General features: G+C 43.6%; 18 protein-coding genes. 12 read left to right on the top strand and 6 right to left on the bottom strand.

What is annotated here, in order from left to right; all coding sequences use genetic code 11:
* The 6 genes from MSP8886_RS00880 to MSP8886_RS00855 form a co-directional block, all read right to left on the bottom strand.
* On the bottom strand, nucleotides 1-654 hold the full coding sequence (locus tag MSP8886_RS00880) for a potassium channel family protein (RefSeq protein ID WP_067011761.1): 654 nt from the start codon (nucleotides 652-654) through the stop codon (nucleotides 1-3).
* Nucleotides 655-686: 32 nt separating this feature from the next.
* Entirely contained in the window at nucleotides 687-1,403 is a 717-nt protein-coding gene (locus tag MSP8886_RS00875) for a response regulator (protein WP_217491311.1), read from the bottom strand.
* 35 nt (nucleotides 1,404-1,438) lie between these two features.
* Nucleotides 1,439-2,482: a sensor histidine kinase gene (locus MSP8886_RS00870; RefSeq protein ID WP_067011759.1), complete on the bottom strand. Its 1,044-nt coding sequence runs from the start codon at nucleotides 2,480-2,482 to the stop codon at nucleotides 1,439-1,441.
* A 260-nt stretch (nucleotides 2,483-2,742) separates the two neighbouring features.
* On the bottom strand, nucleotides 2,743-3,726 hold the full coding sequence (gene acuI / locus MSP8886_RS00865; RefSeq protein WP_067011757.1) for an acrylyl-CoA reductase (NADPH): 984 nt from the start codon (nucleotides 3,724-3,726) through the stop codon (nucleotides 2,743-2,745).
* Nucleotides 3,727-3,799: 73 nt separating this feature from the next.
* Nucleotides 3,800-4,471, bottom strand: a complete 672-nt coding sequence (gene acuR / locus MSP8886_RS00860) for an acrylate utilization transcriptional regulator AcuR (protein ID WP_245658998.1) — start codon at nucleotides 4,469-4,471, stop codon at nucleotides 3,800-3,802.
* A gap of 108 nt (nucleotides 4,472-4,579) precedes the next feature.
* Nucleotides 4,580-5,473 (bottom strand): AraC family transcriptional regulator, encoded by an 894-nt coding sequence (locus tag MSP8886_RS00855; RefSeq protein WP_067011755.1) that lies wholly within the window; start codon nucleotides 5,471-5,473, stop codon nucleotides 4,580-4,582.
* Nucleotides 5,474-5,643: 170 nt separating this feature from the next.
* Here MSP8886_RS00855 and MSP8886_RS00850 point away from each other — a divergent pair, with 170 nt between their 5' ends.
* The 12 genes from MSP8886_RS00850 (at nucleotide 5,644) to atpG (ending at nucleotide 17,429) form a co-directional block, all read left to right on the top strand.
* Nucleotides 5,644-6,699, top strand: a complete 1,056-nt coding sequence (locus MSP8886_RS00850) for an NAD(P)-dependent alcohol dehydrogenase (protein ID WP_067011753.1) — start codon at nucleotides 5,644-5,646, stop codon at nucleotides 6,697-6,699.
* Between the two features lie 1,011 nt (nucleotides 6,700-7,710).
* Nucleotides 7,711-9,600, top strand: a complete 1,890-nt coding sequence (gene mnmG, locus MSP8886_RS00845; RefSeq protein WP_067011751.1) for a tRNA uridine-5-carboxymethylaminomethyl(34) synthesis enzyme MnmG — start codon at nucleotides 7,711-7,713, stop codon at nucleotides 9,598-9,600.
* 39 nt (nucleotides 9,601-9,639) lie between these two features.
* Entirely contained in the window at nucleotides 9,640-10,266 is a 627-nt protein-coding gene (gene rsmG / locus MSP8886_RS00840) for a 16S rRNA (guanine(527)-N(7))-methyltransferase RsmG (protein ID WP_083200700.1), read from the top strand.
* A gap of 4 nt (nucleotides 10,267-10,270) precedes the next feature.
* A complete protein-coding gene (locus tag MSP8886_RS00835) occupies nucleotides 10,271-11,053 on the top strand; it encodes a ParA family protein (RefSeq protein ID WP_067011749.1) in 783 nt (260 codons plus the stop codon).
* 45 nt (nucleotides 11,054-11,098) lie between these two features.
* Nucleotides 11,099-11,983, top strand: a complete 885-nt coding sequence (locus MSP8886_RS00830; RefSeq protein WP_067011747.1) for a ParB/RepB/Spo0J family partition protein — start codon at nucleotides 11,099-11,101, stop codon at nucleotides 11,981-11,983.
* 302 nt (nucleotides 11,984-12,285) lie between these two features.
* Nucleotides 12,286-12,654: an ATP synthase subunit I gene (locus tag MSP8886_RS00825; protein ID WP_067011745.1), complete on the top strand. Its 369-nt coding sequence runs from the start codon at nucleotides 12,286-12,288 to the stop codon at nucleotides 12,652-12,654.
* A gap of 32 nt (nucleotides 12,655-12,686) precedes the next feature.
* Nucleotides 12,687-13,556 carry a F0F1 ATP synthase subunit A gene (gene atpB, locus MSP8886_RS00820; RefSeq protein ID WP_067011743.1) on the top strand — a complete coding sequence of 290 codons (870 nt, stop codon included), beginning with the start codon at nucleotides 12,687-12,689 and terminating at the stop codon, nucleotides 13,554-13,556.
* Nucleotides 13,557-13,602: 46 nt separating this feature from the next.
* Nucleotides 13,603-13,836 (top strand): F0F1 ATP synthase subunit C, encoded by a 234-nt coding sequence (gene atpE, locus MSP8886_RS00815; protein ID WP_067011741.1) that lies wholly within the window; start codon nucleotides 13,603-13,605, stop codon nucleotides 13,834-13,836.
* 43 nt (nucleotides 13,837-13,879) lie between these two features.
* On the top strand, nucleotides 13,880-14,350 hold the full coding sequence (locus MSP8886_RS00810) for a F0F1 ATP synthase subunit B (protein WP_067011739.1): 471 nt from the start codon (nucleotides 13,880-13,882) through the stop codon (nucleotides 14,348-14,350).
* A gap of 11 nt (nucleotides 14,351-14,361) precedes the next feature.
* Entirely contained in the window at nucleotides 14,362-14,898 is a 537-nt protein-coding gene (locus MSP8886_RS00805; protein WP_067011737.1) for a F0F1 ATP synthase subunit delta, read from the top strand.
* Between the two features lie 37 nt (nucleotides 14,899-14,935).
* Nucleotides 14,936-16,480: a F0F1 ATP synthase subunit alpha gene (gene atpA / locus MSP8886_RS00800; RefSeq protein WP_067011735.1), complete on the top strand. Its 1,545-nt coding sequence runs from the start codon at nucleotides 14,936-14,938 to the stop codon at nucleotides 16,478-16,480.
* 88 nt (nucleotides 16,481-16,568) lie between these two features.
* Nucleotides 16,569-17,429, top strand: coding sequence for a F0F1 ATP synthase subunit gamma (gene atpG, locus MSP8886_RS00795; RefSeq protein WP_067011733.1), 861 nt, complete (start codon nucleotides 16,569-16,571; stop codon nucleotides 17,427-17,429).
* Nucleotides 17,430-17,444: the final 15 nt, after the last annotated feature.

Raw genomic sequence — 17,444 nt, 5'->3', positions numbered from 1 at the left:
TCAAGACAACCTCGGCGCTAAGCACTTCAGCGCATCACGCGTACCCGATAATAAAAGGATATCGCTGGCTTTGATCTCAAAGTCTTGGTCTAACTGTAAAAACGTCTCTTGCTCACGTTTCACCATTACGGCATCCACTTTGCCTTTAGAGGGCCCTAGCAGCTCCCCCAAATGACATCCATCTAATGGCTGCTTAATGTGAATTTCCACCACATACAGCCCATGACCAATCGAAAGGTAATCGTTTACCATAGGGTAGTTAAGCGCTTGGGCAACCCGCACCCCCATTTCCTCTTCTGGATGGATGATGCGTGACACGCCAAGTTTAGAAACAATGGTATGATGGGCGCGGCTATTGGCTTTTACCCAAATTTCCTTCACCCCCAATTTTTTCAATGCTAAGGTACAGAGCAAACTGGATTCCATGTCTTCACCAATGGCCACCAATACCGCATCACTGTTGGCAAGATCCAATTCTTTTAACGCATTCTCATCGGTGGAATCACAAATCAGTAATTGGGTAAAATCTTCAACATTTTTTTCTGCGACTTTTGCATCTCTGTCCACCCCTGTAACGGTGTGGCCCAAATAAATCAGCTCCATACTGGCTGCAATACCAAATCGCCCTAAACCAATCACGGTAAAATGTGCCATATCAATCACTACCTTCTATTCACACGTTATTTTTATTGATCACTAAGCGATTCACTCGACGGATGCGTCGATAACAAACGGTATCCCAGACCCGTTTCAGTCTTAATAAGGCGCTGATCATCGGCACTATCATTCAACTTTTTACGTAATTGACTCACCAAAATACGTAGATAATGTGAGTCTCGCTTATGGGTTTCTCCCCAGATCGTAGCCAGTAACACGTCTTGCATAACCAATTTGCCAGGCGTTGCCATCAGCAAGCTTAAAAAAGCAAATTCTTTTTTGGTTAACGCTAAAGTTTCACCTTGGAACCAAGCCTGATTAGTGCTGATTTGTAAACGAATATCACCGGTGATTAAGTCATCAAGAGGTTGGTGAGTATTCACTAAATCTCTTACTAATACCTTTACTCTGGCAATCAATTCACGGATACCAAACGGCTTACTTAAGTAATCATTTGCCCCCGCTTCCAGTAGACGAATTTTTTCATCTTCTTCGTCCCGAGCGGTTAAAATCAGAATCGGTACATGGCTGGTGGCTCTGATATCGGACACCAAATCCGCACCATCGCCATCGGGTAACCCCAGATCCAGAACAATCAAATGCGGAGCATGGGCTTCAATAGAGGACTTGGCCATGACGATCGAGTCGGCACCATAATAATCAAACCTTTCTGCCTCCAAGGAGATACGAATAAAAGTATGAATTTGTGGCTCATCATCAACCACTAACACTCTATAAGCCATCATGCTTTTCTCTCCTGCCTCATATGGCCTCCTGTAGGTCATCCATAATGAACTTCAGTAACAGAGGGTAAGCCAATACGAATCAAACACCCCTTCACTAAAGGAATGGCTTGAATCGTCCCGCCATGCGCACTAAGAATACCCTTTGCTACCGCTAAACCAAGCCCTGTACCACTGTCGCTGCGTTTCAGAGAATTCTGGGAGTAAAATAATTCAAAAATGGATTCCGCTTGATCTTGGCGAATGCCTACCCCTTCATCTTGTATGTCCACAATGACTTGAGCATTCGCTTGCGATACTCGTACACTAATGGTCACGCATTTGTCATTTGGCGAATAACGCAAGGCGTTATCAATCACATTAAAAATGGCTTGCTGAATCAATGATGAACTCACATTTACCAGCGGCAGGTTGTCTTGGGTTTGCAGTACTAGGCGCGACTTTTGCTGAGTAAATCGGTCGATCACCAAATGAATAATATGAACGATAGACTGTTGCGATTTTTTAGGAACCACCACCCCGTGTTGTAGTTTGGTCACCTGTAGCAGGTTCTCTATATATTGATGAAGACGATGACTCTCCACCATTGCGCTATCTAATAGCTCTTCTTTTTGTTTAGAAGATAATTTGCCCATGTACTCTTTTAAGGTACTCAACGTACCGATAATGGCGGATAGGGGGGTGCGTAGATCATGGGAAACTGACAATAAAATACTGTTGCGTAGCTGCTCTTGTTTTAGTTGATTCTGCTGATGCTGATAAAGATCGGACAACTGGCTGGTCACCACCGCCACCAATAAAAAGACCAAAAGGTTGATGATGTCATCGCCATTAAACATCTCAAATGAATAGCGAGGCACGGTAAACAGAAAGTTAAAATACAGGGCTTCTAATAACGCCACGATATACACCCAGCGAGGGCGACATAAAAAAGCCACCACAACGACGGATAATTGCAAAATCAGCAACACCACGGTACTGGAGCCAATCCAGATCCCCAAACCATAACTGATCAACACTGCGCAGCATACAGACAATGTGGCTAGATAAAATGGAGAAAGTCGAGATAATTTGATGCTCATCGGAACCGCTTTCGTTAGACAATCTTCTACAGGGCTTAAGCATCACTTTCATACAAAATAAATGGGATGTACAAGCACAAGCGAACTCTATCAAAGGAAAGCAAAAACCGCGCGTAAAAAAGCCGTAAAAAAAGAACAGGCTTGCGCCTGCTCTCATTCCTTATCTAGATGGTTCAACGTCAAAGCAACCACGATAGGGCATACCCTGAGCCGCTCCAGTTGGAGCGGCTCAATAGGATAGGGTGATACCACACTTAAGACTAAGGTTTCATATTGACAACAACACGGCCACGAACAGTACCATTCATTAGTGCATGGGCCGTTTCAATCACGTCATCAAGGGTAATCTCATGGCTGATTGTCGCGAAGTCTTCCGGTTTTAATAGTTCACCCAAACGTTCCCATGCCTCGATACGATCTTCAAGTGGACGCATGACACTATCAATACCGATTAATTTAATGCCGCGTAAAATAAACGGGGCGACCGAAGCGGGAAAATCCATCCCTTGAGCAAGGCCACAGGCAGTTACCACACCACCATATTGGGTACTGGCACAAACGTTCACTAGAGTATGACTGCCAACACAATCAATCGCCCCAGCCCAACGTTCTTTTTGCAGCGGCTTTCCGAGTTCAGACAGATAATCCCGATCAATGATTTCATTTGCACCTAAGCTTCTTAGATAGTCACTTTCGGCCATTCGACCTGTGGACGCTACTACCTTATATCCCAAACGACTTAATAGACGAATCGCAAAACTGCCAACCCCACCATTTGCACCAGTAACTAACACTTCACCTGACTCCGGCGTTACCCCTTGTTTTTCCAACGCGAGTACTGACAGCATGGCAGTGTAACCGGCCGTACCAATGGCCATAGCGTGTTTGGCTTCAATGGTCTTAGGAAGTGGAATCAACCAGTCACTTTTTAGACGGGCTCTTTCTGATAGACCTCCCCAGTGTTTTTCACCCACACCAAAACCATTGAGAATGACAAAATCCCCTTTGGAAAAGCGCGGAGAATCGCTTTTCATAACTTGTCCAACCAGATCAATCCCCGGCACCATTGGAAAAGAACGGATAATGGGACCCTTTCCGGTGATCGCCATACCGTCTTTATAATTTATCGTACTGTAATGCACATCGACTAGGACATCACCCTCGGGTAACTGATCTTCATTTAACTCAACAACGGATGCCAAGTTTTTTTTGTCTTCTTGCGTGATCAATAAACCTTTAAACATAAACCCTCCAAATTTAGACTGATCGTCTAGTTAAATAACAAAAAAACCAAGTATTGATACTTGGTTGGTATTTTTAATACGTTTTAGATTGAATTGCTTGGATAAAAAACGCCATAAACAGGCTCAAGGGTTGAATGCTTTTTATCAACCTAGCCCGATGAACCGCACCTTCCCAGCCAATCCAAAATGCTTGAGATACCTGCTCAACACTGATTTGCAAATCAATTTCACCTTGCTTTTGACTTTCTAATAAGCACCCAGCCACTCTTGCCTGCCAGCTTTGATAGGTCGCTTGTAATTGCTCTCGAAACAATTCAGACAATAGGCTAGATTCTTGTTCCAAATTCCCCACTAAACAGCCACGCTTAAATTCATGACGGACAATGCCATCCTGAGCATCCTTGGCGAAACGTTGTAATCGTTCCAGCGGAGAGAATGCCTCATCCAGTAAAAAGCCATCTAATTTCGCTTCAAAATAGCGTCGGTAACGCTCTAAAACGGCCAATCCAAAGGCCTCTTTACTGGAGAAGTAGTGGTAAAAAGAACCCTTGGGGACACCAATCGATTTTAGAATTGGCTCAATACCACTGCGGGTAAAACCAGATTCGGTCAATATCAACATACCAGCACGTAACAAAGCCTCCCGAGTATCCTGGGCGCCTGATGGTGACTTTTTAGGCCTCCCACGACGAGGCTTATTTACTAAGTCGGTACTGAGTTTTGGTTCATCTAGGATGTGGAACACATTCTTATTCCTAACAATGGTATATGATAGGCATTAATTTAGACCACTCGTCTATTAAATTCAAGAAAGTTAATGCAGACATTAAGAATCCGATCGACACCTATTGTTTTATACCACTGTATTTTCTCTTAATTTGTCTTTGGTAGGAGACACACCAAAGTAGCGTTTATAATCGCGGCTAAATTGCTGGACGCTTTTATAGCCCACCTCGAAAGACACCAGTCCAACACTTAATAACCCTTGATTTAACAACATTTGTGCCTTTAAAAGACGTAAACGCTTTAAGTATTGCAAAGGAGAAGAACCCGTTATGCTTTTAAAATGGTGGTGAAAACTCGACGCACTCATATTGGCATTCTCTGCCAATTGCTCAACCCGTATTTCCTGATCTAGCTCGGTATGCATTTGCTTAAGCGCCAACACAATACGAGAAAACAGTCCTTGATTGGCCACCAGTGCCCGAATGGCGTCCCCTTGAGAGCTTTGTAACGCTTCAAAGATCACTTCTCGCACTCGGCTAGTTCCCATCATTTTTGCCGTGGTTTCATCGTGTAGTGCACGTACAAGCCGTATAACGGCTTCTTGCATTCCATTACTCATGGCCACAGACGCCATAGGAGAACAGGAAGCCTTTTTGTGAGGGTCGATTTCCACGGGATCCACCACCAGCTCCGCTAACATAGACGGGTCAATAAGAATGGATAAACCTAATAACGGTTCATCTACGGTAGCAAAGGTTTCACATTCAAAAGGCAAAGGCAGGGTTTGTACCAAGTAATGTCCCGAATTGTAATGAATCTCTCGCTCTCCTAAATATCCCACTTTTTTCCCTTGTGCAATGATGGTCAAACTGGGTTGATACATCAGCGGGCTACGAGGAATCGTTCTAGAGCATTTTATCAAACGAACCTGATCAATAAGACTGCTTCTGATGCCTTCTAAAGAGGCGATAGGTCGCAGTAGGTCCACTAAACTGCTCTGTTTTTCTGGCGCTATCATCATTTAAAGTCACTTATATAAGATATCGGGCAAATATTGTGTAGGAAATAAAGAGTTCAGCTTTTTTGGAGGAATAGGCAAAATACTACCAGAATTGTATAACAATAATCTCCTCTATATACCCTACACTGAGAGCACATTAAGACATACACTAACAGACTAGGAGTTAGGTAATGAGTCAAGCAAAAGCTTACGCTGCGACATCCGCAACGACACCTTTAGCACCTTTTACTTTTGAACGACGCACATTACGTGAAGACGACGTGAATATTGATATTCTTTACTGCGGTGTTTGTCACTCAGATATCCATACCGTCGAAAGTGATTGGGGGCCAAGTGAATACCCCGTTGTACCTGGTCATGAGATCATCGGCAAAGTCACGGCAGTCGGCAATAAAGTGAGCCAATATAAAATAGGGGACATTGTCGGAGTAGGCTGCATGGTCGATTCTTGTCAGCACTGTGCCCATTGTGCCGCAGACTTAGAACAATATTGTGACAATGGCGCTGTGGGCACCTACGGTGGTCATGATCTGATTGATAGCACACTCACTTATGGCGGCTATTCTGACCACATCGTGGTACGTGAAAAGTTCGTTCTATCCATTCCAGAAACTTTAGAGCTAAGTAAAGCGGCCCCTTTATTATGTGCAGGCATCACCACTTACTCACCACTTCGTCATAATGGCATCAAAGCAGGGGATAAAGTAGGCGTCTTAGGTATGGGTGGTTTAGGTCATATGGGCGTAAAATTTGCCAAAGCCTTCGGTGCTGAAGTCACCATTTTCACTCGCTCCGAAAGCAAAATCGCCGAAGCAAAAAGACAAGGAGCCGATCACGTCATCGTGTCAACCGACGAAGCTCAAATGAAAGCCGCTGCGATGACGTTTGACTATTTGCTGGATACCATTCCAGTACAGCACGATCTCAACCCTTATCTTAGTGTTTTAAAAGTCGACGGCACACACATTCTTGTCGGTCTTATTGAACCTGTTGAACCACCGGTTCATGCTGGAAACTTGGTCATGAAGCGACGTATCCTTACTGGTTCGTTAATTGGTGGAATCGCCGAAACACAAGAAATGTTGAATTTCTGTGCGGAACACAATATCGAGTGTGATGCAGAGATGATCAACATCCAAGACATTAATGAAGCTTATCAACGTATGAAAAAAGGCGATGTGAAATACCGTTTTATCATTGATATGAAAAGTTTGAAAGATGCCTAATATCTAAGCTTTATAACGTCTTATAGTAAAAAGCGCCTACTTCAACTAGGCGCTTTTTTTGTTCTGTTTAACGGTCTGTCAGTACGGTGCTAGTTAGCACAAGTCAAATAAAAATCCGTTAACAAAACAGCATGTATTTTATGGCAAGCCTGCCAACACTTCTTAAGTAATCCACTGTACACCAAGCAAAGTACTTCTTCACCCAGAAGGAGAAGAGTATTAATTAAGTACACTTGTTATCTAGATCTATAATGGTTTTTCCCGTGAGCAATCAGATGAGGTGATAGACCCCTATCTTTTTCGCCTTCACTCATTGAACAACGAGTAAAGATCCCCCACGACATCGAGAAACGCACATCAAACAACTATTTAGTTACCCACAAGAAAGTGATTTTTGCGTTAAAAATACTTATGCACAGATCAAACTTATCCCATGTCAACCTGTTGACAGCAAATTTATTCACATTATTTTTTTGAGGAAATGTGGAAGTTAAAAAAAATTTTATTTTTCCTCCTGTGGACTGTTTTTTACTAACAAGCCAAAATCAACCTGTGGATTACCAAAAAAAACTATTAAAAATCAATACAAACATAACAAAAAAGGCTTTTTTATCGACTGTTGATAACTATGGTGATAGATGAATAAGAAGTTTTGCACAGTTTTTAACAACTCAGCATAAAAAAGACGGCAGTGTATAAGTAAGCAAGTTATTCACAAGTTCAGCCTATTCCCATAACAGGAAAATAGACTATAAATTCACAAGATTTAAAGTTTACAACATTATGAAAAATATAGATTTTTATGACTTGTTAACAAAAATAGGGGTGCTATATAAACATAACTAACATAAAAACCATATATACATAATGATTTTATTAATATTGATGACCGGGGAATAGTCGATTGTCTCCCTTTCTTTTTCAAAATTAGCCGATATACTAGGCCACCTTATCGAATCTGTTCGTTTTTTATTCATTAGTCATTTATTTATTAGCAATACCGAGGTTCCCGTGGATTTCCCAAGTCGCTTTGATGTGATTGTGGTTGGTGGTGGTCATGCCGGCACAGAAGCCGCTTTAGCAGCAGCTCGTATGGGTGTGAAAACACTTTTATTGTCACACAACATTGAAACATTAGGACAAATGTCCTGTAACCCAGCCATTGGTGGTATTGGGAAGTCGCACCTAGTAAAAGAAATTGATGCTTTGGATGGCGCGATGGCTCTTGCCATTGATAAAGCGGGTATTCAGTTTCGTACACTGAATTCTCGTAAAGGACCCGCTGTTCGAGCCACTCGCGCTCAAGCTGACCGTATTCTTTATAAAGCAGCCATTCGTTACCAATTGGAAAACCAAGAAAATCTTTGGTTATTTCAACAATCAGCAGAAGACCTGATTGTTGAAAATGGTGCTGCTCGCGGTGTCATTACGCAAACAGGTATTCGTTTTAATAGTAAAACGGTTGTGTTAACGGCGGGTACTTTTTTAGGTGGCGTCATTCATGTTGGCTTGCAAAACCATTCTGGCGGTCGAGCAGGTGATCCACCATCCATTGGCTTAGCGGAAAAACTTCGTGCATTGCCATTTCGTGTCGACCGACTGAAAACGGGGACGCCCCCACGAATTGATGCGCGTTCTGTCGACTTTAGCCAAATGCAAGAGCAACCTGGTGATGACATAACGCCTGTGATGTCATATATGGGGAATCGAGAGATGCACCCACGTCAAATCAATTGCTTTATTACCCATACTAATGAACGAACCCACGATATCATTCGTGCGGGTATGGATCGTTCGCCGATGTATACCGGAGTGATTGAAGGGGTAGGGCCGCGTTATTGTCCATCTATTGAAGATAAAATTGTGCGTTTTGCGGATAAAAACTCTCATCAGATCTTCATTGAACCGGAAGGCTTAACGACCCACGAACTGTATCCGAATGGCATTTCTACTTCTTTGCCATTTGACGTACAAATTGAATTGGTCCGTTCCATGAAAGGCATGGAGAATGCACATATCATTCGTCCAGGCTATGCGATTGAATACGATTATTTCAATCCACAAGATTTGAAATACTCCTTAGAAACCAAACATATGCCTAGTTTGTTCTTTGCTGGGCAGATTAATGGCACAACGGGTTACGAGGAGGCGGGTGCTCAAGGTTTATTGGCGGGCTTAAACGCTGCCTTATTGGCGCAGGACAAAGAAGCTTGGACACCCCGTCGTGACGAAGCTTATTTAGGTGTGCTTGTCGATGATCTGATTTCAATGGGTACAAAAGAACCCTATCGTATGTTTACCAGTCGTGCGGAGTATCGTTTGATTCTTCGTGAAGACAATGCGGATATGCGGTTAACCGAAAAAGGTCGTGAACTTGGCTTGGTATCGGATGAGCGTTGGGCGGCATTTTGTAAAAAACGCGAAGCCATTGAATTGGAAACTCAGCGTCTTAAGTCCAGCTGGATCGTGCCAAACTCTCCTGAGGCTGAAGCTATCAATCCAAAATTGGAAACACCAATTTCCCATGAGTACAGTTTGTTGGATTTATTGAAGCGCCCAGGCGTGGTATATGCCGACATTGCTCATCTGAAAAACGCGCCTGACGATGTGGTTGATGAGCAAGTCTCCGAACAAGTTCAGATTGCCGTGAAATACGCAGGTTATATTTCCCGTCAAGCGGAAGATATTGAACGTTTGCGTCGTCAAGAGAATACGCCACTACCTGAAGATTTGGATTATTCTAATATGGAAGGTCTGTCGAATGAAATTAAGCAAAAGTTGGTTCAGGCACGGCCTGCCACGCTCGCTGCGGCGTCTCGAATCCAAGGTGTCACCCCCGCTGCAGTATCCTTACTATTAATTCACTTGAAAAAACGTGCGATTACACGCAAAAGTGCCTAGAATCTACAGCCGATAACGCCGATTAATTTGGATTCGACTGTGACACATTTTGCTGCCATTCAAAAAGGCGCCCTACAAATGGGCGCCCATTTATCTGATAAGACCATTCAGACCCTAGTAGACTACCTTGCCATGTTGCAAAAATGGAATAAGGCATACAACCTCACGGCAATCCGTGATGTTGATCAAATGATCTCATTGCATTTATTAGATAGTCTGGCCACACTGCCTTTTATTAAAGGTGGACGTATTATTGATGTAGGGACAGGACCTGGGTTACCTGGTATGGTGCTTGCTATTTGTTACCCTGAAAAGCACTTTACTTTACTAGACAGTAATGGCAAAAAAACCCGTTTTTTAACTCAGGTAAAAATGGAGCTGGGCATTGATAATGTTACAGTTGCTAATGAGCGAGTTGAAAAACACGCACATCAAGGTGAGTACGATCATGTTATTTCACGAGCCTTTGCTTCATTACAAGACATGATAAACTGGACCTTACCACTACCTAAGGACACAGGTGATTTTTTAGCTATGAAAGGGGTACACCCAGATAAAGAGCTTGCTGATTTGCCTTCTGAAGTGGAAGTTGTTGACATTAAATCACTGAATGTACCGAATATTCAGGCGGAACGTCATATGGTCATTATGGTGCGTAAAGGATAATAGCATGGCGAGAATAATCGCAGTCACGAATCAAAAAGGGGGAGTGGGTAAAACCACGACCTGTGTTAACCTCGCTGCCTCATTGGCTGCGATGAAGCGACGTGTGCTTTTAATCGACCTTGATCCGCAGGGCAATGCCACGACTGGCAGTGGGCTCATTAAAGAAGAGCTTGAGACGAGCGTCTTTGATGTTTTAGTGGGGACCCATGGCGTCAAAGACGTTATGAAACCGGTTATGGAAGAGACGGCTAATCCTGGTCAGTATTGGGTGTTGCCTGCTAATGGTGATTTAACAGGCGCCGAAGTCGCCTTGCTAGATCTACCCAGCAAGGAAACGCGTTTAAGAGCGGGATTGTATGAGGTGGATAATGACTTCGACTTCATTCTGCTTGATTGTCCTCCGGCACTGAATATGTTGACGGTCAATGCCTTGGCCGCCTCTCAGGGGGTATTAATTCCTGTTCAGTGTGAATATTATGCTCTAGAGGGATTAACGGCGCTATTGCAAACTATTGAGCGTATTGCCCATGCCTTAAATCCGTCACTAGAAATTGAGGGGATTCTAAGAACCATGTATGATCCTCGCCCGAGTTTGACCCACGATGTATCGGGCCAATTACAAAAACATTTCGGCTCTAAGGTGTATGATACTGTGATACCTCGTAATATACGTCTTGCTGAAGCGCCAAGTTACGGGTTACCTGTTCTACATTACGAAAAAGACTCCCGTGGTGCCATTGCTTACCTTGCCTTAGCTGGCGAATTTATCCGTAAATGCTCTGCGTGATAATACGCAAAACAAGTAAGATCTTATTTCTATTAGGGTTAAAACATGACGATGAAAAAAAGAGGCTTAGGTCGTGGTCTAGACGCTTTACTGGCACCACAAAAAGCGCCGACCGATAGCGTTGAGTTATCTGAGCACAGTGAGGCTATTAAAGGCCTGACTTATTTACCGGTTGAATGGCTCTCTAAGGGTAAGTTTCAACCCCGTCGTGATATGAACCCTGCCCACTTGGATGAATTGGCGGTATCGATTCGTAATCAAGGGATTATGCAGCCTATTGTGGTTCGCCCTAATGGTACTAACCAATATGAAATTATTGCGGGTGAACGTCGCTGGCGTGCTGCTAAATTAGCTGAATTAACTCAAGTCCCAGTCATTATTCGTCATGTAGGAGACTCTGATGCTGTTGTGCTTGCCCTCATTGAGAACATTCAACGTGAAGACCTCAACCCGGTTGAAGAAGCGTTAGCTCTGCAGCGTTTGATTGAAGACTTTCATCTGACTCAACAAGAAGTTGCGGATACTGTGGGGAAATCCCGCTCTACGGTCGCCAATTTACTCCGCTTGCTTGGGTTGTCGCCGGAAGTTCGTCGCTTATTAGAGCATGGCGACATTGAAATGGGTCACGCCAGAGCGCTGTTACCTTTAGAGCAAGACAAACAAATTCAAGCCGCTTCACAAGTTGTTACAAAGTCGTTATCTGTTCGTGAAACGGAGCGTCTAGTCAAAAGCTATCAATCGCCAATTAAAGAAGATAAAGCCGTTCCTGAATTGCCTGACTTAAGCGCTGAAGCGGAACGAATTAGCCAAAAAATCAATGCTTCCGTCAAAATTCAGCCTTCTGCAAAGGGAAAAGGTAAGGTGGTGATCGAATATCGTAACCCTGAACACCTTGAATTATTGATAACTGAACTGTTCTCGAAAAAATAAATTGGCCCGATTATAGTCGACAACATTGCTTGAACTTCTTAATCAGAGAGTGTTTTTTGACATCGGTTTAAGTTGATCATCGTTTATATTACCCATATAATGCGTCGGATTTTTAATTGTGCATTTACTCATCCTTAATATTTGTGACATGAATTCATATGTTCTAACGCTTTGCTACAAATGTAAGGTTAGTGTAAGCAATAATTAAAGATTGACCCTATTGGTTATCGAACTATAATGGCGCATGTTTGTCTCATCATGGTGCAATTGCAACGACTCACTGCGGATGGTGCTAAAGCCTGATGGATAGAAGATTAAATACAAAGCTTATCAATAAGCTACTGGTTTCTCAGGTATTAGTCTTAGCCGTATTAGTTGCATTGTTTTATGGGGTACATGGGACCGAAAATGCACTGGCGGCGATTTTTGGTGGCTCGATTGCCATAGGAAATTCGTTGTTACAGAAATGGCATCTTGTTCGTGCTGCGAAAGCAGCCAAATCGGATCCAAGAAAAGATTTAAATAAAGTATACCGCTGTATGATTGAGAGGTGGTGTTGGACTCTCATCATGTTTGCATTGGGATTCGGGCTGTTGAAACTAACAGCCTTTACTTTATTGGCAAGCTTTGTAATAACACAAGCTGTGTTATTTTTTTTACATAAAAATTGAACAATTGCTTAGAAGAATTTGAGGTTTAGTAAATGGCGAGTGAAACAGTTAGTTCTTCAGGTTACATTAAACATCACTTACAGAACCTGACTTTTGGGCAGCATACTGATGGCTCTTGGGGCTTTGCTCATAGTGCTCAAGAAGCTGCCAATATGGGATTTTGGTCTATCAATGTTGATACCATTGGGATGTCCGTTCTTCTTGGCGTATTGATGATGTGGTTTTTCCGTCGCGCTGCAAAGAAAGCCACTTCTGGCGTGCCTTCTGGTTTAGTCAACTTTGCTGAATGGATCGTCGAATTTGTCGATGATAACGTTCGTAGCTCCTTTTCTGGCCGCAACCCACTTGTTGCTCCTCTTGCATTAACCATTTTTGTTTGGGTTTTCCTGATGAACCTGATTGACGATGTAATGGTTGATTTAATACCTCAAATTGCAGTGTTTGTTGGTGAAAATGTATTTGGTGCGGATCCACACCACGTCTTCTTTAAAGCGGTTCCGACAACGGATCCCAATGCGACATCTGCTATGGCATTGGTTGTGTTTGCTTTAATGGTCTTTTACGGCATCAAAGTAAAAGGATTGGGTGGGTTCTTAGGTGAGTTAGCGTTCCAGCCGTTCCCAAAATGGTTATTCCCAATTAACCTGGTTTTGGAGTTGGTATCACTGATTTCCAAACCAGTTTCATTGTCATTGCGTCTGTTTGGTAACATCTATGCTGGCGAAATGATCTTTATCTTGCTGGCTATTATGTTCGGCGCAGGGTGGATTCTTGGTCCTCTTAGCGGCTTGCTACAGATAGGTTGGGCAATATTCCACATTTTGATTATTGCATTACAGGCTTATGTCTTCATGATGTTGACCATTGTTTACTTAGATATGGCTCATCAGAAACATCACTAATTTAGATTTTTATTTGTACTTTACGTTGAGTTTATAGGAGAGAAAAATGGAACAATCGTTGTTGTTTATTGCTGGTGCTCTAATGTTAGGCCTAGGTGCTCTAGGTGCGGCAATTGGTATCGGTATTCTAGGTGGTAAATATTTGGAAGGGGCTGCTCGTCAGCCAGAGTTGATTCCTTTATTACGTACACAGTTCTTCATCGTAATGAGTTTGGTTGACGCGGTTCCTATGATCGCAGTTGGCTTGGCTATGTACGTTCTGTTCGCCGTGGCTGGTTAAGATTTTAATCCCCCATTAGCGGACAAACATACGAGGTACAGGCATGAATATCAATGCAACCATTATAGGCCAAGCAATCGCTTTTGTGATTTTTATCGCCTTCTGCATGAAATATGTATGGCCACCTATAATGCAAGCGCTCGAAGAGCGTAAGAAAAAGATTGCGGATAGTTTTGAAGCAGCAAACCAAGCAGCACGTGAGTTAGAGTTAGCGGAAGAAAAAGCGGCTCAAACATTACGTGAGAGCAAGGAACATGCCGCCGAGATTATCGAACAAGCTAACAAACGTGCTAACCAATTGATCGATGAGTCGAAAGAGCAAGCAATTGCTGATGGCAAGCGTCTTCGCGAAGCGGCTCAGGCTGAAATAGAGCAAGATGTCGTGCGTGCCAAAGAAGCATTGCGTGCACAAGTTTCTGCTCTTGCTTTTGCGGGTGCTGAGAAAATTTTAGGCACCACTATTGACGAAAAAGCACACAGCGAGATCGTTGAACAGCTCGCCAAAGAGCTTTAAGCGAGGATCTAATGGCTGAACTTAAAACAGTCGCGCGGCCGTACGCCAAAGCAGCTTTTGAAGTCGCTCGTGAGCAAGGTCATGTTGCAGAATGGGCTAATATGCTAAGCATATTAGCGACTGTCACAAAAGAACCGAAGCTTAAAACAGCGCTTGGAAACCCTGCTTTTAGTGCGCAAGAGAAGGCGAGTGCTCTGGCACAGGTTTGTGAAGAAATAACGACTGAACAGGGTAAGGCATTTTTGCTTAACCTAGCAGAGAACAAGCGTTTACTCTTGTTACCTGCGATTTCTGAATTATTTCAACAGTTCAAACTGAACTATGAAAAAGCCGTCGATGTTAAGTTGACGTCTGCTTTTGAGTTATCAGCAGAACAAGCACAGACATTAGCCGATTCGTTAGCGAAGAAGTTGGATCGTACGATTAACTTGACTAACGAAACAGACGCAAGCCTGATTGGTGGCGTGGTTATCCGTACCAGTGACTTAATCATCGACGGCTCAGTTCGTGGTAAATTGACGAAACTGGCCGAGGCGATAAACTCCTAGTGTTTCTTAAATTGAAACCAGGGTTGAGGAATGTAGCATGCAGCAACTGAATCCATCTGAGATCAGCGAGATTATCAAGAAGCGCATCGAGAACCTTGATGTCTCTTCAGATGCCCAAAATGAGGGCACAATTGTCAGCGTGGCAGACGGTATCGTTCTGATTCACGGTTTGGCAGATGTTATGTACGGGGAAATGATCGAATTCCCTGGTGGTATTTTCGGTATGGCCTTGAACCTAGAGCGTGACTCTGTAGGTGCGGTAGTACTGGGCCAATACCAAGACCTTGTAGAAGGTCAAAAAGTAAAATGTACAGGCCGTATTTTAGAAGTACCTGTCGGTCCTGAATTGCTTGGTCGTGTTGTTGACGCATTGGGTAATCCAATCGATGGCAAAGGCGCGCTCAATGCACAAATGACAGATAAGGTTGAAAAAGTTGCGCCAGGCGTTATTGCGCGTCAGGGTGTTGATCAGCCTATCCAAACAGGTTACAAGGCTGTTGACTCCATGGTACCGGTTGGTCGTGGTCAGCGTGAGTTGATCATCGGTGACCGCCAAGTCGGTAAAACCGCATTGGCGATCGACACCATCATTGCGCAAAAAGACAGCGGAATTAAATGTGTGTATGTAGCGATTGGTCAAAAACAATCGACTATCGCTAACGTTGTTCGCAAGCTTGAAGAAGCAGGCGCAATGGAGTACACCACAGTGGTTGTGGCTGGTGCCTCTGATCCAGCAGCAATGCTGTATCTAGCACCTTACACCGGTTGTACCATGGGTGAATACTTCCGTGATCGTGGTGAAGATGCATTGATCGTATACGATGATTTGACGAAACAGGCTTGGGCTTACCGTCAAATCTCATTGCTACTCCGTCGTCCACCGGGTCGTGAAGCGTACCCTGGTGACGTATTCTACCTCCACTCTCGTCTTCTAGAACGTGCATCTCGCGTTAGCGCTGATTACGTTGAGAAGTTCACCAACGGTGAAGTGAAAGGTCAGACGGGTTCTTTGACAGCCTTGCCTATCATTGAAACACAAGGCGGTGACGTATCAGCTTTCGTACCAACCAACGTAATCTCCATCACAGATGGTCAGATTTTCTTGGAAACGAACTTGTTTAATGCGGGTATTCGTCCAGCGATGAACGCGGGTATTTCCGTTTCTCGTGTTGGTGGTGCCGCGCAAACTAAGATCGTTAAGAAACTAGGTGGTGGTATTCGTCTAGCCTTAGCTCAGTACCGTGAATTGGCTGCGTTTGCTCAGTTCGCATCTGATCTGGACGAAGCAACTCGTAAACAGCTAGAACATGGTAAACAGGTTACAGAACTGATGAAACAAAAGCAGTTCTCTCCTATGCCAGTAGCGGATATGGGGATTGTCCTTTACGCTGCCAATGATGGCTACCTTGTAGATGTTGAAACAAGCAAGATTGCGAGTTTTGAAAGTGCGTTGATTAGCTACATGAACAGCGAACATGCTGAACTGATGGCTGACATCAACAAAACAGGCAATTTTAACGGCGAGATTGAAGCGACATTTAAAGCGGCAATCGAGAAGTTTAAAGCGACACAAACTTGGTAATAAGCTTGGTGATAGGATATTCGTTTAGTCCGTCACCAATGTTACTTTGCAGTTTGTGAAATAACATTCTCACAAGGGCAGTTCTATTATGGCAGTCGGAAAAGAGATACGTACTCAGATTTCGAGCATTAACAATACGCGTAAAATTACTCGTGCTATGGAAAAAGTAGCTGCTAGTAAGACGCGTAAAGCTCAGGATCGTATGGCCGCTTCTCGTCCGTATGCGGAACGAATTCGCCAAGTCGTTGGCCATTTGGCTAACGCGAATCCTGAGTATAAACACCGTTACCTTACCGAGCGTGAGGCGAAGCGTGTTGGTTATATCGTAGTCTCTTCTGATCGTGGTTTGTGTGGTGGTTTGAACGTTAACGTGTTCAAGGCCGCATTAAAAGAAATGAAACAGTTTTCTGATTCCGGTGTTCAGGTTGATATCTGTGCAATTGGTTCTAAAGCGGTTTCATTCTTCCGTAACTACGGCGGAAACGTGGCAGCTGCTTTTACAGGGTTAGGTGATGCACCTAAAGCTGACGATCTAGTTGGTAGTGTAAAAGTAATGCTAGATGCATTTGATGAAGGTCGTATTGATCGTTTATATGTGGTTTCTAATGAGTTCGTGAATACCATGACTCAGAAGCCCAAGGTTGAGCAACTTTTGCCATTGCAACCAGAAGAGAATACAGAGTTAAAGCACCATTGGGATTACATTTATGAGCCGGAAGCCGTTGAAATTTTGAACGAGTTATTGGTTCGTTACATAGAGTCTCAGGTATATCAATCGGTTGTTGAAAACATTGCGTGTGAACAGGCCGCTCGAATGATTGCCATGAAAAACGCAACCGACAACGCAGGCGATATCATCGATGAATTGCAGTTGGTGTACAACAAGGCTCGTCAAGCAGCGATTACTCAGGAAATTTCTGAGATAGTTGGCGGCGCGGCAGCGGTTTAAGGTATTTAGGTATTA

Source organism: Marinomonas spartinae (assembly GCF_900089775.1).
GTDB classification, from domain to species: Bacteria; Pseudomonadota; Gammaproteobacteria; order Pseudomonadales; family Marinomonadaceae; genus Marinomonas; species Marinomonas spartinae.
Note: the sequence above shows the minus strand (reverse complement) of the source record. Positions and strands in the feature narration are given on the sequence as shown.

What these genes read in the sequence shown, in the direction of transcription:
- MSP8886_RS00875 (WP_217491311.1), bottom strand. Translation starts at nt 1,403, where the DNA reads ATGATGGCTTATAGAGTGTTAGTGGTTGATGATGAGCCACAAATTCAT.
- MSP8886_RS00805 (WP_067011737.1), top strand. Translation starts at nt 14,362, where the DNA reads ATGGCTGAACTTAAAACAGTCGCGCGGCCGTACGCCAAAGCAGCTTTT.
- MSP8886_RS00830 (WP_067011747.1), top strand. Translation starts at nt 11,099, where the DNA reads ATGACGATGAAAAAAAGAGGCTTAGGTCGTGGTCTAGACGCTTTACTG.
- MSP8886_RS00835 (WP_067011749.1), top strand. Translation starts at nt 10,271, where the DNA reads ATGGCGAGAATAATCGCAGTCACGAATCAAAAAGGGGGAGTGGGTAAA.
- atpE (WP_067011741.1), top strand. Translation starts at nt 13,603, where the DNA reads ATGGAACAATCGTTGTTGTTTATTGCTGGTGCTCTAATGTTAGGCCTA.
- MSP8886_RS00870 (WP_067011759.1), bottom strand. Translation starts at nt 2,482, where the DNA reads ATGAGCATCAAATTATCTCGACTTTCTCCATTTTATCTAGCCACATTG.
- atpA (WP_067011735.1), top strand. Translation starts at nt 14,936, where the DNA reads ATGCAGCAACTGAATCCATCTGAGATCAGCGAGATTATCAAGAAGCGC.
- acuI (WP_067011757.1), bottom strand. Translation starts at nt 3,726, where the DNA reads ATGTTTAAAGGTTTATTGATCACGCAAGAAGACAAAAAAAACTTGGCA.
- atpB (WP_067011743.1), top strand. Translation starts at nt 12,687, where the DNA reads ATGGCGAGTGAAACAGTTAGTTCTTCAGGTTACATTAAACATCACTTA.
- MSP8886_RS00855 (WP_067011755.1), bottom strand. Translation starts at nt 5,473, where the DNA reads ATGATGATAGCGCCAGAAAAACAGAGCAGTTTAGTGGACCTACTGCGA.
- MSP8886_RS00810 (WP_067011739.1), top strand. Translation starts at nt 13,880, where the DNA reads ATGAATATCAATGCAACCATTATAGGCCAAGCAATCGCTTTTGTGATT.
- MSP8886_RS00850 (WP_067011753.1), top strand. Translation starts at nt 5,644, where the DNA reads ATGAGTCAAGCAAAAGCTTACGCTGCGACATCCGCAACGACACCTTTA.
- atpG (WP_067011733.1), top strand. Translation starts at nt 16,569, where the DNA reads ATGGCAGTCGGAAAAGAGATACGTACTCAGATTTCGAGCATTAACAAT.
- MSP8886_RS00825 (WP_067011745.1), top strand. Translation starts at nt 12,286, where the DNA reads ATGGATAGAAGATTAAATACAAAGCTTATCAATAAGCTACTGGTTTCT.
- MSP8886_RS00880 (WP_067011761.1), bottom strand. Translation starts at nt 654, where the DNA reads ATGGCACATTTTACCGTGATTGGTTTAGGGCGATTTGGTATTGCAGCC.